The organism is Streptomyces sp. NPDC015032 (assembly GCF_043080425.1).
Classification (GTDB): domain Bacteria; phylum Actinomycetota; class Actinomycetes; order Streptomycetales; family Streptomycetaceae; genus Streptomyces.
The window spans coordinates 39,410-60,519 of record NZ_JBIBVN010000037.1 but is presented as its reverse complement, the minus strand read 5'-3'; the positions used below and the strand labels follow the sequence as shown (position 1 = coordinate 60,519).

The following is a 21,110-nucleotide window of genomic DNA, read 5'->3' as shown; positions in this document are numbered from 1 at the left end:
GTTACCGTCCGCCCGCGACCCGGAGTACCGCGCCCGTCACATAGGACGCCTCGTCCGACAGCAGCCAGGCGATGGCGGCCGCGATCTCCGGGGCCGCCCCCGGGCGACGGAGCGGGATGCCGGAGGCGGCCGCCGCCGCGCGGCCGGGGTCGCCCGCGGTGGCGTGCATCTCGGTGTCGATCATGCCGGGGGCGACCGCGTTGACCCGGATGCCGTCGGGCCCCAGTTCCTTGGAGAGCCCGATCGTCAGGGCGTCCACCGCCGCCTTCGTGGCGGCGTAGTGGACGAAGTCCCCGGGGCTGCCGAGCGTGGCGGCGGCCGAGGAGACATTGACGATCGCGCCGGACCCGGCGGCCGTCATGTCCTTCGCGGCCCGGCGGCAGCACAGCAGGCAGCCGAGGAGATTCACGTCGAGGACCCGGCGCAGCGTCTCGGCGGAGGTGTCGACGAGCCGGCCCAGCGGCCCCGTCACCCCCGCGTTGTTGACCACTCCGGTGACGGGGCCGAGTTGGGCGGCGGCGGTGTCGAAGAGCCGTTCCACCTCGGCCTCCACAGCGGTGTCCACCCGCACCGTGACGCAGCGCGCCCCCGCGGCCCGCACCGCCGCCGCGGTCCGCTCGGCGGCCTCCGCGTCGCTCACGAAGCCCAGGGCGAGATCATGTCCTTCGGACGCCAGACGGACACAGGTGGCGGCACCGATGCCGCGACTGCCGCCGGTGACGACGGTGACGGGGCGCGACGAGGGAGGAGCGGTGTTGCCGGCTGCCACGGGAGGACCCTTTCGCTCTCGGATCATGCGGGTACGTCGCATCGTACGGAGAGCGCCTGCTGTGGGAGTGGTGCCGGGCGGGGGACCGCATCCGTGCCTACGAGCGGCTGGTCAACGCGATCCACAACGAGGACACTCTCCTTCCGGGCGGACGACACCCTCAGTCCCCGCCGCCCACCCCGTTGTGGCAAGAAGTTGTGGTATGAGTCACAGGAACGGGCGCAAGGTCGCGGAGAGATACCGGGTGTGAGGGAACCACCAGAGTCAGAGGCCCCGGAGAATCCCCAGGGCACCGAAGGCACCGGGGCCCGGGAGGGCGCGGAGAACGAGGTGCGCCGACGACTGCGCGCGGGGGACCGCGAGGCCTTCGCCGAGTTGTACGAGAGCTGCGCCCAGGCCGTCTACCGTCACGCGCTGCGGCTGACAGGTGACTGGTCGATCGCCGAGGACGTCATGGCAGACACCTTCCTGGCCGCCTGGCAGGGCAGAGAGCGGCTGGAGGAGGGCCGGGGCTCCGCGCTGCCCTGGCTCCTCGGCATCGCCACGCACAAGTGCGAGAACACCCGGCGGGGACTGCGGAGGCGGCTGGCCTTCCTGGCCCGTCAGCCACCGCCCGCCGCCGTGGCGGACTTCTCGGCGGAGGCAGCGTCCCGGCTGGACGACCGGAGCCGTCTGCGCGCCGTCTCGGCGGCTCTCGGTCAACTGCGGCGCCAGGAAAAGGAAGTGCTCTCCCTGTGCGTGTGGTCCGGACTGGACTACGAGCAGACCGCCGACGCGCTCGGCATCCCGGTGGGCACGGTGCGCTCCCGCCTCTCCCGCGCCCGCAAGAGACTCGCCCGGATCGCGGAACAGACGGAACGCGCGGAACTCCCGCGAAGAGACGTGGAACCCGCGAGAGTCCACGGAGAGGTAAGGAATGCAGCCGCAATCGCGGCCCTGCCCGTGCGGGAGGAAACCCCATGAACCGCGAAGACGCCGCCTCTCCTGAGAACAGGAACGACGACGAAGCCCGGCACCTGGCCCGGCTACTTCCCCCTCCGGTGACCGAGGACCTGTCGCCCGAGCGATTCCGTCACCAGAAGGAAATCTTGATGAACCACATCGACGCCGACTCCCGTCGTGACCGTCCGGCTCAGCCCATCACCCGCCCCGCCCGCCGACTCCTGCGCCCCGCCCTTCTCGTCCCCGTGTCGGCGATGGCACTGGCCGGAATCCTCGCAGGCGGTCTCGCCCTCGGTACGGACGACGAGGACCGGACGACGACGGTGACGGCCACCCAGGGCACCGGTGGCCTGCTCCACCGCCTCTCGACCGTCGCCCTCACGAGTGAGGCGCCCGTCGTACGGGACGACCAGTTCCTCTACACCCGCTCCAAGGTTCGGGAGGCCGAAATCGGCAGCGGCAAGGCCGTACTGAGCCCGCTGACCGAGACTGAGAGCTGGGCGCCGCAGGACCCGCGCCCCCTCAAAAAGATCGGGCTGACCAGGGTCAATGGCAAGGACGAGGTCGGTAACGCCCCGCTCGGGGACGAGAACGGCACCCCCGCCGGACTGTCCCGCCCCACCTACCACTGGCTCGCCTCGCTGCCCACCGACCCGGACGAACTCCTGGCCTACCTCCGCGCCCACGTCCGGAAGGACGCCGAGCAGGAAACCGACCAGATCGTCTTCGAGCAGATCGGCGGCCTGCTCGGCGGGGTGCTGCCGCCGAAGACGGCCGCGGCCCTCTACCAGGCGGCGGCGAAGATCCCGGGCGTCGAGGAGGCACCGGACGCCAAGGACGCCATAGGCCGCACGGGCCTCGGCATCGCCCGCGAGGACACCACGTACGGCAACCGCACCGAATGGGTCTTCGACAAGGACGACTACTCCTTCCTCGGCTCCCGCGAGTACCGGACGAAGGACGCCCCGTACGCGAAGGCCGGGACCCTCCTCTACAGCACCGCCGAGATCGAGCACGCCATCGTCGACAAGGCCGGACAGGTCCCGGGCAAGGCACCCGAGTCCACCGGGAAGCAGCAGGCCGGCTGATCACTCCGCGCGTCTCCGGACCATTCGGGGGGCCGGAGACGCGCGGGGGGACGCGCGAGGCGAACCCGAGGCCGCGCGGTCACAACCGTCACTAGCCCAGGAGAAGGACCGTGCACCTCCCCGCCAGCCGCGTCCCCAACCTCACGGGGCAATACACGTAGGGTCGGCGGCTGACGGACCGCTGTCGGCGTGGAACGGGGTGAATCACCCGGGGCCGGTGGCGGCTCCTCCCCAACGGCGTTCCCCCGCCACCGTCTCGCATTGCGGTGGCGGGGGGCGCCGGCCGTCCGCGCCCGTACGCCCCTGGGTCTCTCGTCCGGATCACGCCGGGCACGCGGGGTCCGGCCCGGTCCGAGCGGAAGGCCCTGGCCGCTAGGTGATCAATTCCAAGGGGTCAGTGGTCGTACGAGGTGAGGGAGCGGAGGGTGGTTTTTTCCCGTCTGGTCGTTGTGCCAGATAACGGCGGTCCGGGCGAGTATTCGCTGCATGACGCGGGCGATGACACCGCCGGGTGTGCGTCCTCGGTGCTGTTCGAGGTCGAGCTGTCCCTTGAAGGTCTCGTTGATCGACTCGATGACCTGCCGCAATGGCTTGAACAGGGATCCGCCGGGCCGCTGCCGTTCGCCCTTGCGGGTCGGCTGCAGCAACTGGAGGCCGTACTCGGCCAGTTCGTGTTCGAAGCCGCGGCCGAAGTGGTTCTTGTCCCCGATCAGTGTCTGGCCGGGCCGGGCAGTGAGGAGGTGCGGTTCGGCCGCGAACAGGACCAGTACGGTCTCGCGCTCGTCGGCCTTGGCCCCGGTCAGGACGAAGGCGACGGGCAGACCCTGGAGGGTGCACGCCAGGTGCAGCCGCAGGCCCCAGAAGAAGCGGGTATGGCCGGCACAGTAGCCGTATTGGGCTCATCCGGCCAGGTCGGAGCGTTTGACGGTCTCGCGTGATCGGCCGCATTCCACGGGTGTGGAGTCCTCAGCCAAGGCTGTCAGAGAGGGGCGCGCCAGAGGACGTCGCGGCGGTGATCGCTTTCTTGGTGTCCGACCAGGCACGGGCGGTGAACGGTGCCAACATCCCCGTCGACGGCGGACAGAATGCACCAAGTGCGTATGGCTACTGACCGGCCGTACTTGGAAAGCCGACCCTGGCTAGGTGTGGTGGCCCACTTGGGAGACTCCCTGGAGATTCAGCTTCTCCTGCACATCACCGAGTAGCGTGCGCAGAAGCTCGGTCAGGCTGTCCCGTTGCTCGGAGGTCAGTCCGTCGAGTAGTTCGATTTCCCGTGACAGGACCTGGTCGACCGTGTGCTCTACGAGGTCGTGGCCAGCGGCGGTGAGTTCCACCAGAACGGCTCGGGAGCGCCCAGGCGCGGGGCGCCGCGTGACCAGCCTCTCGCGTTCAGCGCGTGCCACACGCTGGGAGATGGCACCAGCAGTGACCAGGGATTGCTCGGCAAGCTCACGGGTGCTCAGCGTGTACGGGGGGCCGCTGCGACGCAGCGTGCTGAGGAGGTCGAGGGTGGCTGGGTCAAGGTCGGCCTCAGCCAACACTCGACGGCGGTCATCACCGAAGTGCTTCGCAAGCTGCCAGATACGGGTGACTACCCCGATAGACGCCACCGAGGTCTGCGGCCGCTCCCGGCGCCAGGCAGCGGCGATCGAGTCCACAGGGTCCCGGACGGACTCGGCTCCCTCGGGCGCCTGCTGTTGTGACATCTCCATGGACTCCCCTCATGGCGTGCTACATTTAGTCCTCAATTAAGGTCTAAACGTAGCTTCGAGACTCCGTATCCTACACCGAGCGCCTGGTACTGGGTGCAGGCTCCGTCGCGCTTCGACATTCAGTGGTGGCCATGAGTGCATTAGCAGAGGAAGAGGGCTCAGTAGCCCCAGCGGACCAGAGTCAAGGCCAACCGAGGCCGACCACTCGGGACTGGGCAGGACTTGGGGTGGTACTGCTCGCGATGTTCATGAGCCAGATCGACATGTTCATCGTGAACGTAGCGGCCCCAGAGATCCAAACCGACCTGAACGCCGGATTCGGCCAGCTTCAGTTCGTGATCGACGGCTACGTCATCGCTTACGCCGCGGGCATGGTGACGGGGGGTCGACTCGGAGACCGCGCTGGGCGTAAGAAGGTATTCCAGTACGGTGTCGCAGCGTTCACGACGACGTCTCTCCTGTGTGCCCTGGCACCCTCGGCGAACACGCTGATCGCAGCACGTGTTCTCCAGGGACTTTCAGCGGCGTTGATGACACCGCAAGTTCTGTCCCTTATCCGCACTGTCTTCGTCCACGGCCGCGACCGTGCCCGTGCGGTAGGGGCGTATGGCGCGGCCATCGGCGCCGGTGTCATCGCCGGGCTGGTTGGCGGGGGGCTGCTGCTCGACCTGGACATCGCCGGGCTGGGCTGGCGCATGATCTTCCTGATCAATGTGCCGATCGGAATCGTCATTCTCTGCGCGGCGGCACCCGCGGTGACGGAAAGCCGCAGTTCTGACAACCCGCGGCTGGACTTCGTCGGCGTAGCGTTCACTGCGCTGCTTCTGCCCCTTGTGCTGATCCCGCTGACGATCGGCCCCGAGAAGGACTGGCCATGGTGGACCTATCTCTGCTTCACGCTGGGAGCCGTGATGATTGTGGCGTTCCTGCGTTGGGAACGCCACCTCGAAGCCCGAGGCAGCGACCCCCTGTTGCCCGGCAGGCTCCTCCGAGCCAAGGGCTTCCCCCTCAGCATGGTCACCGTGCTGGCCTTCTTCGCAGGCAATGCGGGCCTCTTCCTGGTGCTCACTTATCACCTGCAATCCGGCATCCAGCTGTCCCCGATGAATGCGAGCCTGGTGTTTGTGCCACTCGGAGTCGGGTTCATCCTCGCCTCCGCTGCCTGCCGGAGGCTGGCCGCCCGGTTCGGCATCCGCGTCTCCGTCGCCGGCGGGGCCATCATGGCTGCCAGCCTCTGCGCTGTACCAGCAGTCACCAGTACAGCGGCGGACCTCCAAGCCATGTTGCTGGCCGCCGTCATGGGCATCTCGGGCTTCGGGCAAGGGCTCGTGGTGGCACCACTGATTGACACGGTCCTTTCACGTGTGCATCCAGACGATGCCGGCGCGGGCTCGGGCGTGCTGAACACGGTCACCCAAGCGGGTATGGGCCTTGGAGTCGCCGCCATCGGCGCGCTCTACCAAGCTCTGCTTGGGGCCAACCCGCAGACACCTGACAGCCGCGTCACCGCCTCGGACTTTGCTGGTTCTTTCGATGTGACCAGCCTCGTGCTGGCCGTGCTGGCTCTCGGCGTCGCGCTGCTGTGCGCGTGGCTCGGAAAGGGCCGTAGAGGCGGTGGCAACACTGGTCCTGTGCACGAGCCCGAAACGTACGAACCCGGCGCGACAGGCTAATTGGGGCTCTCCTGCCGTATGTGTGGGTCATTCTGTGGTGGGTTGGCGGCCGGGGAGGGTGGGTTTGTCTCCGGCGAGGGTGAGCATGACGAGGGCGATGATGGCGTCGGCGGTGTGGAAGCCGAAGCCGCGGCGGATGATCAGGCGGGTCTTGGTGGTGGTGGACTCGATCAGGCCCAGAGCGCGTCGGCGACCGAGACGCCGGCGAACGCCGCGCCGAGCCCGGCCACCACACTCGCCACGATGTTGGCCACGGCGTAGAACTTCGCCCCGTCCTCGGCCAGCCGCAGCGTCTCGTAGCTGAAGGTCGAGTACGTGGTGAGCGCCCCGCACAGCCCGGTGCCGAGGAGCAGTTGCACGGAGGAGGAGGCGGCTCCGGCCGCGACCGCGCCGGACAGCAGCCCGAGGATCAGCGAACCGCTCACGTTGACGGCGAAGGTGCCCCACGGGAAGACGGTGTCGTGCCGGGACTGCACCGCCCGGTCGGTCAGGTACCGCAGCGGTGCCCCGACCGCCGCCCCGAGGATCACCAGGAGCCAGTTCACCGGCGCTGCTCCTGGTCGTCGGGGGTGTCGTCGTCGCGGTTTACGCCGTTGCTCCCATCGGCGTAGCGGACGACCTCGCAGGCGTCCAGGACAACCAGACCGCCGTCCGTGACCAGCTCTTCGACGAGCGGCAGGAACGCGCGGATCCGCTCCTCCGCGTCCACGATCACGACCGCTACCGGCAGGTCCTCGCTCAGCGAGAGCAGCCGCTGGGTGTGGATCATCGACCCGGCGCCGAACCCCTCGATCCCCCGGAAGACGCTCGCGCCCGCCAGTCCCGCCCGGTGCGCCCGGTGCACGATCTCGGTGTACACCGGCCGGTGATGCCACCCGTCGGACTCGCCGACGAGGACCGTCAGGCGCAGCGCCCGTTCCGTGTCCGGAGCCGTCATGACTGCCTCCACGCCAGCACGCGGCGGGTCGCCCACACCGCACTCCACACCGCCGCGAGGGCCGCGCACAGTGTCAGTCCCAGATACGCCAGGCCGGTACGGGCCCGGCCGCCCTCGACCAGGCGCTGGATGTCCACCGCGTACGTCGAGAACGTGGTGAAGCCGCCCAGCACCCCCGTACCGAAGAACGGCCGCACCAGCCGGTGCGCCGCCCACACCTCGCTGATCACCACCATGAACACGCCGATCACGGCGCAGCCGACGACATTCACGATCAGGGTCGTCCAGGGGAAGCCGTCCGGGGCGGTCGGCCAGATCAGTGCGGCGCCGTAGCGGGCGGACGCCCCGAGCGTGCCGCCGAGCGCGACCACCGCGACGACGGAAGCTTGGGGATTCCGGGTTCCCATGCGCACATGTCTCCTGCCTGCTGTATGCACCAGGCTATCGCCGCACTCCCGGCGGGCCCACCGCACCAGGTGGGCCCGCCACACCCTCGGTGGGCCCGCCGGCCTCCGGCAGTGTGCCGGAGGTCCTTACCGCGCCCGCCGGAGGGAGCTTCGCAGGCCGTTCTCCTCGGCGACCCTGGCCCGGAGCTGCCGTATCACCGCGGAGTCCCCGTCATCGTCGTCCTCGCGGGAACGGCAGCGCGCGCACGCGCACGGTGGCCAGCGCAGCGGGTTGAATTCGGGCAACTCCGGTACGGGTTCCGGTCCTTGTCCCGGCTCCAGTTCCTGTCCCTGTTCCTGTTCCTTCATGCCGGCCCCCGCTCCGAACAGGCCGCCGTGTTCCGGTGGCGCCGGAGCAGCACCCGGCAGTCCGTCGCCTTGCTGTAGTCGTGCTGATCGTTGGCAAGGGCCTCGGCCAGGCGGAGTTTCTGACACCCGCGACAAGGCTTCTGCCCGGCCGGGGGACCGGTCTGTGCGGACACGGGTCACTCCTCTCCGTAGTCATTCCACTACTAAGCGGGCTCAGATTGGCCTAGAGTCTGGAGCGCTTCAACTTGTTGGGTACGAGCGAAAAGTCAGGTGACAGCCGTTGAACCGCAAGGAGTTGGACCCCGAGAGCAGCCCGGAGGCGGCCTTTGGTGCGCGCATTCGCGGCCTGCGGGAGGAACGCGGATGGAAGCAGGAGGAGTTAGCCGAACGGATGGGCTACTCCGGCACACACATCTCCGCTGTCGAAACTGGTCGCAAGATGCCGACTCTTCGGTTCTCGCGCAGTGCGGACCAGATCTTCGGCACCGGGGAAACAGCAGACACGTTCGAACGCCAGTACCGCGAGATCCGGCACGGCTCGCTGCTGGAAGGTTTCCCGCAGTACGTGGGGCACGAGGGACGCGCGGTAGAGATCCGGCTGTACGAAATCGGCATCATTCCGGGGTTGTTGCAGACACAGGAGTACGCGCGGGTGCTGGCGGACAGCGCCCTGCGGCGCGGAGCGATCGTCCCCGAACAGGCAGCCGAGCGGGTCTCGTTCCTCGCGGAGCGCCAGGCGGCTCTGGTGCGTCCGCGACCGCCCACGATGCTGGTGGTGATGGACGAGAGCTGCATCCGCAGGCGGGTCGGCGGGGACGAGGTCATGGCCGCCCAGCTCGACCGGTTGCTGGAGTTCGCCGAGCTACCGAACACCGTGCTCCAGATCGCCCCGTACGACATGGGGGAGCGTCGCCCGTTCAACCTTCCGGTGAACCTGCTGACGCTGTCGGACCTGTCCGTGATCGCGTACGCGGAATCCCAGATGCGGGGACATCTGGAACGCGATACGACGTCCGTGCTACCGCTGTTGACGGCCTACCATCAGCTACAGGCCGAAGCGCTGTCCCAGGCGGCATCGGTGGCCATGATCAACGAGGCACGAAAGGGCACCCCGTGACGACCACGACCGAGTCCCCCCGCTGGTTCAAGTCTTCGTACAGCGACAACGGCGGCAACTGCATCGAGGTCGCCGCCAACCTCGTCGCCCCGCGCGGTGTGGTCCCCGTCCGCGACTCCAAGAATCCGGGCGGTCCGGTGCTGAACACCTCCCCCGCCTCGTTCGCCTCCTTCGTGGCGGGCGTCAAGGCCGGAGAGTTCGGCACCGTCTGATTACCAGGTCCGGCGCTGCGATCCAGAGCCCCGTCGTGCGCCGCGCGGTGGGGCTTCTCGCTGTCAGAACTGCCCCGTTGACGGCCATCAACTTCGGGTTCAGGCTGAGGCGTTGTCCCAGAGGCAGGAAAGGACACCCCCACGGTGATCGCAACCGAATCCCCCCACTGGTTCAAGTCTTCGTACAGCGACAACGGCGGCGCCTGCATCGAGGTCGCTGCCAACCTCGTCGCCCTGCGCAGCGTGGTCCCTGTCCGTGACTCCAAGGATCCGGGCGGTCCGGTGCTGAACACCTCCCCCGCCTCGTTCGCTTCCTTCGTGGAGGGCGTCAAGGCCGGAGAGTTCGGCACCGTCTGATCGCCAGGTCCGGCGCATGCGATCCCGAAGTCCCCATCGTGCAACGCATGGTGGGGCTTCTCGCTGTCTGCATCGCGCAACCGGGGGTTAGCCCCACCGTCTTCCCGCATGCCTCCCGGATGGGTTGCGGGCGCAGGCTCAACAAGGCTTGCAGCATGAGGACTTACGGAAAATCAGCCGCGTTCGTCGCCCTGTCCGTCACCGCCGTCGCCACCGCCCTCACCGGGACCGTGCCCTCGCAAGCCGTCGCCCGCGCCAACCCCGCCGCCCCCGCGCTCTCCTGGCGGCCCTGTGCCCAGGACGGCGGCCCCGCCGCCCAGGAGTGTGCCGAGCTTCCCGTACCGCTGGACTACCGCGACCCGGACGGCCCGCAGATCTCCCTCGCGGTGACCCGGGTCCGCAGCGACCGGCCGGCCGCCCGGCGCGGGACGCTGATGGTGATCCCGGGCGGTCCGGGCTCCTCCGGGGTGCAGCGGGTGACGCAGAAGGGGGAGCGGTTGCAGCGGGAGACGGAGGGGCGGTACGACATCGTGGGCCTCGACCCGCGCGGGGTCGGCGGCAGCCCGAAGGCGAGCTGCGGGCTCATCCCGGAGGACCGGGAGCTGGTGAACCTGCGGTCCTGGCCCGGTGCCGACGGCTCGATCGCCGAGAACGTGACCCGGTCCCGGCGTATCGCCGAGGCCTGCGCCCGCAACGGCGGAGCGCTGCTGCGGAGCCTCACCACGGCCAACGAGGTACGGGACATCGACCGGTTCCGGCAGGCCCTCGGCGAGGAGAAGGTGTCGGCCTGGGGGAGCTCGTACGGCACCTACGTGGGCGCCGTGTACGCGCAGAAGTACCCGCAGCACACGGACCGTTGGGTGCTGGACAGCAGCGGTGACCCGGACCCGTCGCGGGTGGCCAAGGGCTGGCTGGCGAACATGGCGGTGGGGGCGGCCGACCGGTTCCCCGACTTCGCGCGCTGGGCCTCGGACCCGGCCAGGGAAGCGGAGGGGCTGCGACTGGCCCGGCGGGCCGAGGACGTGCAGCCACTGGTGCTGGACCTGGCGGCGCGGCTGGACCGTGAACCGAAGGAGTCCACCACGCCGGGCATCCCGCTGACCGGCAACCGGCTGCGCCAGGAGATCCAGCTGGCCCTGTACAACGACGCCGCCTTCGCCGAGCTGGCGCGGCTCGTGCAGGAGGCTCGGGACACCTCGGCGAAGCCGGTCCTGCCCGGCGCACTGAGCGGGCCGATGACGGACGCGGACGCGGCGATCACGATCGGCGTGATCTGCAACGACGTGCGCTGGCAGGGCACGGTCTCCTCGTACGCGCGGGCTGTTGCCGTCGACCGGGTGAAGTACCCGCTGACCGCCGGGATGACGGCGAACATCACCCCGTGCACCTTCTGGAAGGACGCCCCCGCCGAGCAGCCGACCAGGATCACGGACCGGGGACCGTCCAACGTCCTGATGATCCAGGGCCTGCGCGACCCGGCGACCCCGTACTCCGGAGCCCTGAAGATGCGCGCAGCCTTTGGCGGCCGGGCGCGCATGGTCGCGGTCGACCACGGCGGGCACGGCGTCTACTTGGGCAACGGCAACGCGTGCGGTGACCGCTCGGTCACCACGTTCCTGACGACGGGCAAACGGCCGGCACGGGACACCTACTGCGCGGACTGACCGAGGGGGTGGACCGAGGGGCGGTGCGGGGGTGCGTGGGCGGGGCGGCGCGGCGCACGGGCCGAGGGGCCGCTCCGGGGGCCGTATGGACCGGGGCGGCCCGCCCGCTGCCCGGCTCCCGGCCCGCCCGCTATCCAGTTCGCACGCCTCTTGGCTCGATACGGAGCTGACGCCACTGCGTGGTCCAGGAAACAGGTAGCCGACCGCGACTGAACGAGCGGTGCCCCGACACTGCATCCTGGCGTGGAACCCCTCCGTGGTGGGCCACGTCTTCTCTGCAGAAGATCATGGTCGTAGGAGAGGACACAAGGTGAGTGACCGCGAGCGGGGCCAGGACACCGAACCCGCGCCCACCGGAGACGCTCCCTGGTGGGCCGGGCTCAGGCTGACCGGAGGAGTGGTCCTCGCTGTGAGCGGGATAGGGTTGCTCTTGTGGCTGATCCTGCACGGAGGCACGGCTGACAATGACTGGTCCCACTACTACGGGGCCGGCAAGATCCTGGCCATCGGATGCGTCATTGTCGGCACGACGCTCCTGGCCCGCCGCCGCTGAGGCGGTGTCCTACGTGAAAAGGACGAGTGCGCCACCAAAGTCCTGCGTGCTCTGCTCGTCCTGACGAACTCCGAGACTATCCGCTGACGGATGATCTTGTCCGTGGACTCCCGCCGATGACCAGCACAAGTCCCCCGAGGACCGATCACACCAGCCTTTTGACCTGGGACGTCAAGTTGGCGAGGGCCAGTGCGAGCGTGGCTCACCCCCGCCCCTCCACCAACCGCGACTCCCAGGCCCAAGCCGCGATCTCCACGCGGTTGCGGGCGGACAGCTTCGTCTGAACATTTCCGAGGTGGGTCTTCACCGTGCCCACCGAGATGGTCAGCTCGTCGGCGATCTCGGCGTTCGTCAGGCCTCGGGCGACCAGGCGCACTAGGTCCTTCTCCCGCTCGGAGAGTGCGGTGTGCGGTTCGCGCGGAGCGGGCGCGGCGCTGTTGAGCTGCCGCAGTAGTCGGACCGTGATCGCCGGGCTCACCAGGGCCTCGCCGGAGGCGGCCGCCCTGATGGCCTCGACGAGCAGGGCGGGGCCCGAGTCCTTGATGAGGAAGCCGGAGGCGCCTTGGGTCAGGGCGCGTTGTACGTACTCGTCGTCGTCGAACGTCGTGACCACCACGACCTTCGGTGGGTTCACCGTCCCGGGACGCGTCAGTCTGCGCAGCGCCTCCAGGCCGTCCATGCGCGGCATGCGGATGTCCATCAGGACGACGTCCGGGCGGTGGAGTTCGGCGAGTTCCACGGCGTGGACCCCGTCCGTGGCCTCCCCGACGACGTCGATGTCGTCCTCCGCCGCGAGGATCATCGCGAACCCGGCGCGCACCATGGCCTGGTCGTCGGCGATCAGCACCCGGATCGTCACGAAGCCGCCACTCCTGCCATGGCCGTCCCGGCCGCCGACACCCTGGCCGTCGACACCGGAAGCGTCGCCTCCACACTCCAGCCGCCGCCTGTCACCGGCCCCGCCTGCATGCTTCCGCCGATCAGGCCCACCCGCTCGGCCAGCCCATTCAGCCCGAAGCCGCCATGTGAGACGTGACGCGGCCGTCCGTCGTCGCTGACCCGTACGGTCAGCCGGTTCTCCGAGTGGCTCACCCGTACCCGTACCTCCGTACAGGCTTGGGCGTGTTTGCGTACGTTGGTGAGGGCCTCCATCACCACCCGGTGCGCCGTGGTGGTCACCTCCACCGGCAGATCGTCGACGGCCCCCTCAAGGTCAAGCCTGGCCCGCGCGCCACCCACCGCCGAGAACTCTTCGACCAGCGACCGCATCTCGTCGATCCCCGCCAGTGGCGTCACCGCCACCTCCCCGTCGGCGTCGCGCAGCATCCCCACCATGTGCCGCATGGAGGTCAGCGCCTCCGAGCCGGCCTGTTCGATCCGCCGCAGCGCGGGCGGCACGAGTTCGGGGCGGCGGTCCGCGATCGCCTGGGCGCCCTGCGCCTGTACGACGATGCCGGTCACGTGGTGGGCGACGAAGTCGTGCAGGTCCCTGGCGAACTCCGTCCGTTGTTCGAGACGCAGCGCCGCCGCCTGCCGTCGCCGGTCCACCAGGAGCAGCCGCGTCCCGAGGCCGACGCCCAGCGCCGTGACCGCAGCCAGCGCGAAGAGCAGCGCCATGATGACGGTGGACTGCCGCACCGAGACCGCCACCGGCCGCAGCACGATGGCCATGCACAGCACGGGCACGGCCGCCACCACCCACGAGGGCTTCCCACGCCGGGCGACGACCAGCAGGAGCCACAGCAGCGCCGCCGGTTCGGCGAGCCCATAGGCCTGCGAACTGGCCACCATCTCCACGTGCAGCCACACCGAGAGGCAGAGCGACACGACCGCGAGCGCGCAGGCCGTCATCGGCAGCGCCCGGTCCCTGTCGAACCAAGGCGAAGCAATGGCCACTCCGACGGCCAGCAAGGCGCCGATCAGCTTGGCGGGGCCGTGGTTCTCGATCCAGTAGAAGCCGGCCAGCAGGTCGAAAAGGACGAGGCCGGCCAGGGCCGCGACCAGCAGCACCCATGACGTGACGGGCAGCAGCCGCGTACGTCCGTTCCCCCGCGTAACCGCGGGTGTGGTCGCCCCGGTCGCCCCAGTCGCCACCTCCGTCACGTCCCTCACCTCTCTCAGCTTGCTCAACATCCCGCCACGATCTCGCACACCCGAGATCTCTCGCACCGGCCGAAAGTCGGAGCCTGCCGCGCATGATCTGTCTTTCGCCCGATACCCCGCGGGCGGCGGCCGAGCAGAGTTGCGTCCACCGGAAGCGGCGTAACCCTCCCTGACACCTGACACCTGACACCTGACACGGAAGTACATCGCCACCACGGCCAACGCCACCGTAGTGCGGACCCTCGAAGGCCCCCCACGGCCCCCACCTCCCACCTCGTACAGGAGCCACCCACCCATGGACCACGCGACGATGCACCTGGAAAACGGACCGGGATCGCGGTGTCCCGCACGTACGTCCCCGCAGTCCCCCGCGCCCGCGATCGAGGCCCACGGGCTCGGCAAGAAGTACCGGCGCGGCTGGGCCCTGCGCGATGTCTCCTTCCGGCTGCCGACCGGGCGGGTCTGCGGCCTCGTAGGACCCAACGGCGCCGGCAAGAGCACGCTGATGGGCCTGGCCACCGACATGATCCGCCCGACGGCCGGCGCGCTGCGGATCTTCGGCGCGGCCCCGGGTTCGACGGAGGCGGTCCTGCGCACCGCGTTCCTCACCCAGGAGAAGCCACTGTTCCGGCGCTTCACCGTGGCCGAGACGCTGCGGCTCGGCCACGAGCTGAACCCCCACTGGAACCAGGAGGTCGCCGAGGGCATCGTCCGCGCGGGCCAGGTGCCGCTGGCGGCGAGGATCGGCACGCTGTCCGGCGGTCAGCGCACCCGCGTCGCCTTCGCCCTGGCCTTCGGAAAGTGCCCTGACCTGCTCATCCTCGACGAGCCGATGGCTGACCTCGACCCGCTGGTCCGCCGCGAGCTCATGGCCACGCTGACGGCGGCGGCAGCCGAACGCGGCACGACGGTACTGATCTCCTCGCACATGCTCGCCGAGCTGGAACACATCTGCGACTACCTCCTCGTCGTCGCGAACGGCGGCCTGCGTCTCGCGGGCGAGGTAAACGAACTACGGGCGGCACACGCTCTGGTCGCGGTCCCGCCGGGCACCTCGTTCCCGGCCGGGAGCCCGCACCGGGTCATCGGTTCCGAGTTGTCCGGCGTCGAGGGCCGGCCCGGCGTCCTCGTACGGCTCGGCGCCCCGATCCAGTACGGCGGACAGGCCGAGCCGCCCACTCTGGAGGAGCTGCTGCTCGCCTACCTGCGCTCACCCGACGCGCCCCCGCTGATCGCCCCCGGCGCCTAGGGCCTTTCGTTTGGATCAGGCCGGACCCCGCGAGCCCGGCATGATCCAAATGAGAGGCCCTGGGTCGGCGACATCCACGACATCCTCACCCGTGACCGGCAGAAGGCTGTGACCGCATGACCACGCTCACCCACGACCCGGCCCGTACGGCCCCCGACGCACGCCCCTCACGCAAGGGCCCCCGATTCGGCGGCCCGGTCTGGCTGGTCTGGCGCCAGCACCGTGCGGCGTTCTGGACCCTGCTCGCCCTGACGCTCCTGACGATGCTGGCCATGATCTACCTGCGCGGCCAGCTGACGGACTACCTCGCCACGTCCCCCCAGAAGAGCCTTCCGCCCGACATCGAGAAGTACACCGGCCGCCTGTTCAGCGTCGGAAGCTACCTGGGCTACGCCCCCATCTTGGCGGGCGTCCTGATCGGCGCCCCGCTGATCGCGGGCGACCTGGAGTCCGGCACCGCAAAGCTGGTGGCCTCGCAGTCCGTCAGCCGCCTCCGCTGGCTCACCACGAAGCTCGCGATGCCCGCCGCGCTGATCGCCCTGTCCACCACCGCGCTGGGCGCCGTCTTCACCTGGTGGTGGAACCCGGTCAGGAGCCGTGACGTCAACCTGGAGTGGACGAGCGGCGTGCTCTTCGACGTCACGGGGATCATGCCGGCGGCCTACGCTCTGCTCACCTTCACCGTGGGCGCGGCGATCGGCATGCTCCTGCGACGCACGCTGGTGTCGATGGTGGTCACACTCGGCACAGTGGTGACGATCGGCTTCATCTGGGACCGCTTCCGCCTAAACCTGGGCCACGTCCTGTCGGTCACCACCCACAAGGGCGTAGGCCCCGACGCCCGGCAGCCGGAACTGCCCGCCGGTGCGGTGCAACAGGGCCAAGGCACGTACTTCCTCACCGACTCGGGAGCCCGCCTGGACTGGACGACGTGCCTGGACAAGATGGAGAACACCCGAGCCCACACGTCCTGCCTGGAGTCAAAGCACGTCATCGGCTACGCGACCGACTACCTCCCGATCTCCCAGATGCAGCCGATGCAGTGGCTGGGAGCAGCCATCATGCTCACAGCCACCGCGGCCATCGTCACGTTCATCATCGTGTGGGGACGGGAGCGGCTCTTGTGAACCGTAGGCCCTGCAGGGCGTTGTCACGTTGACTGACCGGCCCGGGACAACGGGAGCAGCTGCCGCCACACTGCGGGACCCGAGACGGCCGGCCTCCCCGCGCCGGGCTGGCCGACCGGCTGTCGGTGCCGGGTGTCAGTCGGTGCCGGGTGTCACATGTCCGCTGTGCCGGGCCCGTGCCAGCAGGGAGACGACCTCCTCGTCGGAGGTCTGCCCGAAGTCCCGGTACCACTCGCCGACCGCGTAGAACAGGCGCGGCGTGGACAGGCACACCACCTCGTCCGCGCTGTGCCGCAGCCGGACGACCGCGTCCGGCGGCGCCACCGGCACGGCCGCCACGACGCGTGCCGGGTGCTGTGCCCGTACCACCCGGCAGGCGGCCTCGGCCGTGGCACCGGTCGCGATGCCGTCGTCCACGACGATCACGGTCCGGCCCTCGACCGGCGCCCGCGGCCTGCCCGCGCGGTAGGCCTGCGCCCGCCGTGCGAGTTCCGTCGCCTCGACGCGTTCGATCGCCGCGAGATCCTGCTTCCCGGCCCGGATATGGCTGACGACGTCTTCGTTGAGGACCCGTACCCCGCCCTCTCCGATGGCGCCGAACGCCACCTCCTCGTGGTACGGCACACCGAGTTTGCGGACCACGATCACATCGAGGGGGGCGCCGAGCATCTGTGCCACCTGGAAGGCCACCGGGACTCCGCCGCGGGGCAGGCCCAGCACGACGGGGTTCTCCCGCTCCAGATGACGGAGCGCCTCGGCCAGCTGCTGTCCCGCGTCCGCGCGGTCGGCGAACAGCACGGCGGTTCACCCCCAACCAGGGGGGACAGGGACCACACGGGACCGTGCGTACCCCACCCGCTTTCCCTACCTCGAAACAACCCCAAGTGCGGGGTCCGCGCAACTCGGGCAGGGTCGGTGGCATGGAGCGAATCGGAGCGGTCCTGATCGATATCGACGGTGTGCTCACGGTGTCCTGGAAGGCGCTGCCGGGCACCGTGGCGGCCATGGAACGGCTGCGCGAGGCGGGGCTCCCGCTGGCGCTGGTCACCAACACCACCTCCCGCACCCGTGCCTCGATCGCCGGGAAACTGGCCGCCGAGGGTTTCCCCGTCTCGGCCGACGACATCCTGACCGCCCCCGCGCTCACCGCCGCCCACCTGCGGCAGCACCACCCCGGCGCCCGTTGCCTGCTGATCAACACGGGCGACGTCCGGGAGGACCTGACGGGCGTGACGCTCGTCGGCGAGGGCGAGGGCGAGGGCGAGGGCGAGGGCGAGGGCGAGTACGGGGCCGGGGCCGGGGACGGAGTGGAGGCCGGCCCGGTTCACGGTGACGCGCCGGACGTCGTCGTCATCGGCGGGGCCGGGGACGCCTTCACCTACGCGGCGCTCAACCGCGCCTTCCACCACGTGCGGCGCGGCGCCCGGCTCGTCGCCATGCACCGGAACATGTACTGGCGCACGGCAGGCGGTCTCGACCTCGACACCGGAGCCTTCCTCCTGGGGCTGGAACGGGCTGCCCGCGTCGAGGCGGAGATCACCGGCAAACCCGCCGGGTCGTTCTTCGCCGCGGCCCTGGCACATCTCGGCGCCACGCCGTCCCAGGCCCTGATGGTGGGCGACGACATCGAGTCCGATGTACTGGCGGCCCAGCGTGCCGGGCTCACCGGCGTACTCGTCAGAACCGGCAAGTACCTCCCCGAGACCCACCGGGCCGCCGACGGCACCCCGGACCACGTGATCGACTCCTTCGCCGGTCTGCCGGACCTCCTGGAACGGCTGGAGCGGCCGGAGCGCCCCGGGACGTGAGGAGCCGCACCGGCCCGCACGGCCGGGTCAGGACACCGGGGTCGTCCTGGGCATCTCGCCCCCGGTCGTGTTGACGTCGATCACGGAGAACGCCGCGCCCTGCGGGTCCGTCAGCGCGGCGAAGCGGCCGAAAGGAATGGTCAGCGGGCCGAACCGCAGGATCGCGCCGCGCTCGGTGGCCTTCGCGACGGCCGCGTCGCAGTCCGCGACGGTGAAGTACACATTCATGTGCGGCGGCACCTCGGACGGGAAATCGTCGCCCATCTTCATCCGCCCCAAGACCGTCTGGTCGCCGAGATTGAACATCCTGAAGTCGACGCGGGCGTCCTCCATCTTCACCATGGTGTACGGGAAGACGGCGGAGAAGAAGGCATCGGACTTCTCGGGCTCCCGGGTGAACACCTCGGCCCAGCAGTACGCACCGGGCACGCGCTGGGCCTCGAAGCCCTCATGGGTGCCCGCCTGCCACACGCCGAAGACGACACCGCTGGGGTCGCGGGCGAGCAGCATCGTGCCGAACGCGCCGACCTCCATGGGGTCCATCAGCGTCTCGCCGCCGTTCTCGCGGATCTTCGCGGCGGTGGCGGCGGCGTCCGGCGAGGCCAGGTACAGACACCAGGCCGACGGTCCCTCCTGGCCGGGCATCGGGGGCACGACGGCGGCGACCGCCTTGCCGTCGGCGTACGCCTGCGTGTAGTCGCCGAACTCGGCCGACGACTCGCCGAACGTCCAGCCCAGCACATCACCGTAGAAACGCTTCGCGCCTTCGAGGTCGGGGAACATCGCGTCGGCCCAGCACGGCATGCCCTCCGGGTGTCCAGCCATGACGTCGATTCCTTCCTGATCTGCGTGATCTGCGTGATCTTCGCGGTCTCGTCCTTGGTGGGTGGTCCCGTATTTCACGCTAGCCAGGCCACCGGATCCCCGCGCGCGGAAGCGCCGCGCTTCCGCGCGCGACGGGGCACACGGGTGAGCGAGCCGTGAGCGAGCCGGCCGACGGACCGGCCCCGAATCGGGCGACTGGCCGGCCGCCGAACCCGGCCGACGAGCCGGCCCCGACCGCCCCCGGCCCGCCCCCCGGAATACCCCTCAGCGCCCGTCGCCCGGCAGCGGCGGGTCCACGCGCACCAGGCCCGACTGGTAGGCCATGGCGACCAGTTGGGCCCGGTGCCGGGCGCCCAGCTTGCTCATCGCGCGCCCGACATGGGTGCGTACGGTCAGCGGGCTGACATGCATCCGCTCGGCGATCTCGTCGTTCGACAGCCCCTCGGCGGCCTGCGCCATGACCTCGCGCTCGCGGGCGGTCAGGACGTCCAGGGACTCGGGCGCGGCGATTCTGCCCTCGGGGCGGGCGAGGTAGCGGGTGATGAGGGCCCGGGTCGCGGCGGGCGACAGGAGTGTGTCGCCCGCGGCCACCGTGCGAATGGCGTCCAGCAGTTCCTCGGGCCCGACGCCCTTGCCGAGGAAGCCGCTCGCGCCCGCACGCAGGGCCTGGGCCACGTAGTCGTCGATCTCGAACGTGGTGAGGATGAGGATGCGGGTCCCCCGCAACGCCTCGTCCTGGCAGATCTCCCGGGTCGCCGCCAGCCCGTCGAGGCCCGGCATCCGGATGTCCATCACGACCACATCCGGTGTCGTGGCACGGGCCAGTTCCACCGCCTCCCGGCCGTCCGCCGCGACACCGACGACCTCCATGTCGTCGTTCGAGTCGATCAGCAGCCGGAAGGTTCCGGCCAGCAGCGCCTGGTCATCGGCCAGCAGTACCCGGATGGTCACCGTGCCGTCCTCTCGTCATCGTCCGATCGCCCTGGTGACGATTCGGGTTCCGCTTCAGCCGTCTCCAGGGGAAGCTCCGTGGTCACCTCGAAGCCGCCGCTCGCCCGGTGCCCGGCGGCCAGCCGGCCACCGACGGACAGCGCCCGTTCCCGCATGCCGATGAGGCCGTACCCCGGTGCCCCCGCCGTCTGCGGCTTGTGCCCGTCGTCGCTGATGGTGAGCGTGAGCAGGCGGCGCGAGTAGCCGAGCCGGACCGAGGCCGTCGCGGAGCCCGCATGCTTGGTGACATTGGTCAGCGCCTCCTGCACGATCCGGTACGCGGTCAGGTCCGTCCCCGGCGACAGCGGCCGCTTTGCCCCCTCCACCGACACCGAGACGACGAGGCCCGTCTGCTCGAACGAGGCGATCAGCTCCGGGAGCTGGGCCAGGCCGGGGGAAGGCTCCAGGGGGGTCTCCGGGTCGCCCTCGCTGCGCAGCAGCCCCACGGTCGCCTTGAGTTCGCGCAGCGCGGAGGAGGTGGTTCCGGCGAGCTGGTCCATCATGTCCTGCGCCTGCTCCGGCCGGCTGCGCAGCAGATACGCGGCGGTGGCCGCCTGCGCGTGGGCGAGGGCGATGTGGTGCGCGACGATGTCGTGGAGTTCGCGGGCGATCCGGGTCCGTTCCTCGCTCACCCGGCGGCGTGCCTCCTCCTCACGGGTGCGTTCCGCCAGCTCGGCCCGCGCCTCCACGGCGGCTATGTGGTCGCGCCGGCTCCGTACCGACTCACCGATGGCACCCGCCAGCAGGACGCAGGAGAGGATGCCGATCCGGTCGGGCCGCAGCAACGCGGCGTCGCCCCAGCCGACGGAGACGACGGCGAGAGCGAGGGTCGCTCCGGCCGTGTACACCGCGGTTGTACGGAGGTCCGTGCGCAGGGCCAGCAGATAGAGGGCGACCAGAGCGGCGCCGACGAAGCTCGGGCTGGGGTCGGCGCCTATGTGGCCGCTCATGAGCCCCAGGGCGCTGCCGCACACCGTCGTCACCAGCACCACCGTGCGCGGGTACCTGCGGTGTCCCAGCAGCAGCACGGCGGAGGGCACCAGGGCGGCCAGGGAGAAGGCGAGCGCCGGGGCGCGGACGATCCGGGCGCCGGTCATGGTGCTGGAGAAGACCGCGATGACCCACAGCAGCACGGCCACCATCACATCGACGGCCCGGGGGTGGCGCCGGGCCCACTGCCGCCAGTCGGTGAACATGCAGTCTCTCTTCCTCTTCGACGGAGTCCGTCC

The 21,110-nt window shown here is 70.1% G+C and carries 23 protein-coding genes and 2 pseudogenes; 12 read left to right on the top strand and 13 right to left on the bottom strand.

The window, feature by feature from the left end:
- Position 1: 1 nt before the first annotated feature.
- Positions 2-769: an SDR family oxidoreductase gene (locus ACF08M_RS33780; protein ID WP_392189080.1), complete on the bottom strand. Its 768-nt coding sequence runs from the start codon at positions 767-769 to the stop codon at positions 2-4.
- A gap of 330 nt (positions 770-1,099) precedes the next feature.
- Between ACF08M_RS33780 and ACF08M_RS33775 the strand changes: the two genes are divergently transcribed.
- Together ACF08M_RS33775 and ACF08M_RS33770 are read left to right on the top strand one after the other, a co-directional pair.
- Positions 1,100-1,732, top strand: a complete 633-nt coding sequence (locus ACF08M_RS33775) for an RNA polymerase sigma factor (protein WP_392189088.1) — start codon at positions 1,100-1,102, stop codon at positions 1,730-1,732.
- Positions 1,729-2,799 (top strand): CU044_5270 family protein, encoded by a 1,071-nt coding sequence (locus tag ACF08M_RS33770; RefSeq protein ID WP_392189079.1) that lies wholly within the window; start codon positions 1,729-1,731, stop codon positions 2,797-2,799. The genes ACF08M_RS33775 and ACF08M_RS33770 overlap by 4 nt, the downstream gene beginning before the upstream one ends.
- Before the next feature lie 394 nt (positions 2,800-3,193).
- On the opposite strand, the pseudogene ACF08M_RS33765 reads toward ACF08M_RS33770, so the two are convergent.
- Positions 3,194-3,764: pseudogene (locus ACF08M_RS33765) on the bottom strand (transposase); the annotation flags it as partial.
- Between ACF08M_RS33765 and ACF08M_RS33760 the strand changes: the two are divergent.
- Positions 3,734-3,910: an SDR family oxidoreductase gene (locus tag ACF08M_RS33760; protein WP_392189078.1), complete on the top strand. Its 177-nt coding sequence runs from the start codon at positions 3,734-3,736 to the stop codon at positions 3,908-3,910. The pseudogene ACF08M_RS33765 and the gene ACF08M_RS33760 overlap by 31 nt on opposite strands.
- A 28-nt stretch (positions 3,911-3,938) precedes the next feature.
- Here ACF08M_RS33760 and ACF08M_RS33755 read toward each other — a convergent pair whose 3' ends face one another.
- A complete protein-coding gene (locus tag ACF08M_RS33755) occupies positions 3,939-4,505 on the bottom strand; it encodes a MarR family winged helix-turn-helix transcriptional regulator (protein WP_392189087.1) in 567 nt (188 codons plus the stop codon).
- A 233-nt stretch (positions 4,506-4,738) separates the two neighbouring features.
- Between ACF08M_RS33755 and ACF08M_RS33750 the strand changes: the two genes are divergently transcribed.
- Positions 4,739-6,184, top strand: a complete 1,446-nt coding sequence (locus ACF08M_RS33750; RefSeq protein WP_392189077.1) for an MFS transporter — start codon at positions 4,739-4,741, stop codon at positions 6,182-6,184.
- A 170-nt stretch (positions 6,185-6,354) separates the two neighbouring features.
- On the opposite strand, the gene crcB (ACF08M_RS33745) is transcribed toward ACF08M_RS33750, so the two are convergent.
- The 4 genes from crcB (ACF08M_RS33745) to ACF08M_RS33730 all read right to left on the bottom strand — a co-directional run bounded on the left by crcB (ACF08M_RS33745) (position 6,355) and on the right by ACF08M_RS33730 (position 7,876).
- Complete coding sequence (crcB, locus tag ACF08M_RS33745; protein WP_392189076.1) at positions 6,355-6,729, bottom strand: fluoride efflux transporter CrcB; 375 nt, start codon at positions 6,727-6,729, stop codon at positions 6,355-6,357.
- Positions 6,726-7,121 (bottom strand): DUF190 domain-containing protein, encoded by a 396-nt coding sequence (locus ACF08M_RS33740; protein ID WP_392189075.1) that lies wholly within the window; start codon positions 7,119-7,121, stop codon positions 6,726-6,728. The genes crcB (ACF08M_RS33745) and ACF08M_RS33740 overlap by 4 nt, the downstream gene beginning before the upstream one ends.
- Positions 7,118-7,528, bottom strand: a complete 411-nt coding sequence (gene crcB / locus ACF08M_RS33735) for a fluoride efflux transporter CrcB (protein WP_392189074.1) — start codon at positions 7,526-7,528, stop codon at positions 7,118-7,120. The genes ACF08M_RS33740 and crcB (ACF08M_RS33735) overlap by 4 nt, the downstream gene beginning before the upstream one ends.
- 126 nt (positions 7,529-7,654) lie before the next feature.
- Positions 7,655-7,876, bottom strand: coding sequence for a hypothetical protein (locus tag ACF08M_RS33730; RefSeq protein ID WP_392189073.1), 222 nt, complete (start codon positions 7,874-7,876; stop codon positions 7,655-7,657).
- Positions 7,877-8,156: 280 nt separating this feature from the next.
- Between ACF08M_RS33730 and ACF08M_RS33725 the strand changes: the two genes are divergently transcribed.
- The 5 genes from ACF08M_RS33725 to ACF08M_RS33705 all read left to right on the top strand — a co-directional run bounded on the left by ACF08M_RS33725 (position 8,157) and on the right by ACF08M_RS33705 (position 11,779).
- The gene (locus tag ACF08M_RS33725) at positions 8,157-8,993 is read left to right on the top strand and encodes a helix-turn-helix domain-containing protein (protein WP_392189072.1); all 837 of its coding nucleotides are present in this window, start codon (positions 8,157-8,159) and stop codon (positions 8,991-8,993) included.
- Positions 8,990-9,205 (top strand): DUF397 domain-containing protein, encoded by a 216-nt coding sequence (locus tag ACF08M_RS33720; protein WP_392189071.1) that lies wholly within the window; start codon positions 8,990-8,992, stop codon positions 9,203-9,205. The genes ACF08M_RS33725 and ACF08M_RS33720 overlap by 4 nt, the downstream gene beginning before the upstream one ends.
- Positions 9,206-9,352: 147 nt before the next feature.
- Positions 9,353-9,562 (top strand): DUF397 domain-containing protein, encoded by a 210-nt coding sequence (locus ACF08M_RS33715; protein WP_392189086.1) that lies wholly within the window; start codon positions 9,353-9,355, stop codon positions 9,560-9,562.
- A gap of 155 nt (positions 9,563-9,717) precedes the next feature.
- Positions 9,718-11,226 carry an alpha/beta hydrolase gene (locus ACF08M_RS33710; RefSeq protein ID WP_392189070.1) on the top strand — a complete coding sequence of 503 codons (1,509 nt, stop codon included), beginning with the start codon at positions 9,718-9,720 and terminating at the stop codon, positions 11,224-11,226.
- Positions 11,227-11,536: 310 nt separating this feature from the next.
- Entirely contained in the window at positions 11,537-11,779 is a 243-nt protein-coding gene (locus ACF08M_RS33705; protein WP_392189069.1) for a hypothetical protein, read from the top strand.
- A 202-nt stretch (positions 11,780-11,981) separates the two neighbouring features.
- On the opposite strand, the gene ACF08M_RS33700 is transcribed toward ACF08M_RS33705, so the two are convergent.
- Positions 11,982-12,638 carry a response regulator gene (locus tag ACF08M_RS33700; protein ID WP_392189068.1) on the bottom strand — a complete coding sequence of 219 codons (657 nt, stop codon included), beginning with the start codon at positions 12,636-12,638 and terminating at the stop codon, positions 11,982-11,984.
- The gene (locus ACF08M_RS33695) at positions 12,635-13,882 is read right to left on the bottom strand and encodes a sensor histidine kinase (RefSeq protein ID WP_392189067.1); all 1,248 of its coding nucleotides are present in this window, start codon (positions 13,880-13,882) and stop codon (positions 12,635-12,637) included. Before ACF08M_RS33695 ends, ACF08M_RS33700 begins: the two co-directional genes overlap by 4 nt.
- 295 nt (positions 13,883-14,177) lie before the next feature.
- Here ACF08M_RS33695 and ACF08M_RS33690 point away from each other — a divergent pair, with 295 nt between their 5' ends.
- A complete protein-coding gene (locus ACF08M_RS33690) occupies positions 14,178-15,131 on the top strand; it encodes an ABC transporter ATP-binding protein (protein ID WP_392189066.1) in 954 nt (317 codons plus the stop codon).
- A 116-nt stretch (positions 15,132-15,247) separates the two neighbouring features.
- Positions 15,248-16,258 carry an ABC transporter permease subunit gene (locus ACF08M_RS33685; protein WP_392189065.1) on the top strand — a complete coding sequence of 337 codons (1,011 nt, stop codon included), beginning with the start codon at positions 15,248-15,250 and terminating at the stop codon, positions 16,256-16,258.
- A 171-nt stretch (positions 16,259-16,429) separates the two neighbouring features.
- On the opposite strand, the pseudogene ACF08M_RS33680 reads toward ACF08M_RS33685, so the two are convergent.
- Positions 16,430-17,056, bottom strand: a pseudogene (locus ACF08M_RS33680) (phosphoribosyltransferase); the annotation flags it as partial.
- A gap of 122 nt (positions 17,057-17,178) precedes the next feature.
- On the opposite strand from ACF08M_RS33680, the gene ACF08M_RS33675 reads away from it, so the two are divergent.
- Positions 17,179-18,066 (top strand): HAD-IIA family hydrolase, encoded by an 888-nt coding sequence (locus ACF08M_RS33675; protein ID WP_392189064.1) that lies wholly within the window; start codon positions 17,179-17,181, stop codon positions 18,064-18,066.
- 27 nt (positions 18,067-18,093) lie between these two features.
- Here ACF08M_RS33675 and ACF08M_RS33670 read toward each other — a convergent pair whose 3' ends face one another.
- The 3 genes from ACF08M_RS33670 to ACF08M_RS33660 form a co-directional block, all read right to left on the bottom strand.
- Positions 18,094-18,891, bottom strand: a complete 798-nt coding sequence (locus ACF08M_RS33670; protein ID WP_392189063.1) for a VOC family protein — start codon at positions 18,889-18,891, stop codon at positions 18,094-18,096.
- Between the two features lie 264 nt (positions 18,892-19,155).
- The gene (locus ACF08M_RS33665; protein WP_392189062.1) at positions 19,156-19,842 is read right to left on the bottom strand and encodes a response regulator; all 687 of its coding nucleotides are present in this window, start codon (positions 19,840-19,842) and stop codon (positions 19,156-19,158) included.
- Positions 19,839-21,077 (bottom strand): sensor histidine kinase, encoded by a 1,239-nt coding sequence (locus ACF08M_RS33660; RefSeq protein ID WP_392189061.1) that lies wholly within the window; start codon positions 21,075-21,077, stop codon positions 19,839-19,841. The genes ACF08M_RS33665 and ACF08M_RS33660 overlap by 4 nt, the downstream gene beginning before the upstream one ends.
- Positions 21,078-21,110 lie beyond the last annotated feature (33 nt).

What these genes read in the sequence shown, in the direction of transcription:
- ACF08M_RS33770 (WP_392189079.1), top strand. Translation starts at nt 1,729, where the DNA reads ATGAACCGCGAAGACGCCGCCTCTCCTGAGAACAGGAACGACGACGAA.
- ACF08M_RS33755 (WP_392189087.1), bottom strand. Translation starts at nt 4,505, where the DNA reads ATGTCACAACAGCAGGCGCCCGAGGGAGCCGAGTCCGTCCGGGACCCT.
- ACF08M_RS33740 (WP_392189075.1), bottom strand. Translation starts at nt 7,121, where the DNA reads ATGACGGCTCCGGACACGGAACGGGCGCTGCGCCTGACGGTCCTCGTC.
- crcB (WP_392189074.1), bottom strand. Translation starts at nt 7,528, where the DNA reads ATGGGAACCCGGAATCCCCAAGCTTCCGTCGTCGCGGTGGTCGCGCTC.
- ACF08M_RS33730 (WP_392189073.1), bottom strand. Translation starts at nt 7,876, where the DNA reads ATGAAGGAACAGGAACAGGGACAGGAACTGGAGCCGGGACAAGGACCG.
- ACF08M_RS33710 (WP_392189070.1), top strand. Translation starts at nt 9,718, where the DNA reads ATGAGGACTTACGGAAAATCAGCCGCGTTCGTCGCCCTGTCCGTCACC.
- ACF08M_RS33690 (WP_392189066.1), top strand. Translation starts at nt 14,178, where the DNA reads ATGGACCACGCGACGATGCACCTGGAAAACGGACCGGGATCGCGGTGT.
- ACF08M_RS33685 (WP_392189065.1), top strand. Translation starts at nt 15,248, where the DNA reads ATGACCACGCTCACCCACGACCCGGCCCGTACGGCCCCCGACGCACGC.
- ACF08M_RS33675 (WP_392189064.1), top strand. Translation starts at nt 17,179, where the DNA reads ATGGAGCGAATCGGAGCGGTCCTGATCGATATCGACGGTGTGCTCACG.
- ACF08M_RS33670 (WP_392189063.1), bottom strand. Translation starts at nt 18,891, where the DNA reads ATGGCTGGACACCCGGAGGGCATGCCGTGCTGGGCCGACGCGATGTTC.
- ACF08M_RS33660 (WP_392189061.1), bottom strand. Translation starts at nt 21,077, where the DNA reads ATGTTCACCGACTGGCGGCAGTGGGCCCGGCGCCACCCCCGGGCCGTC.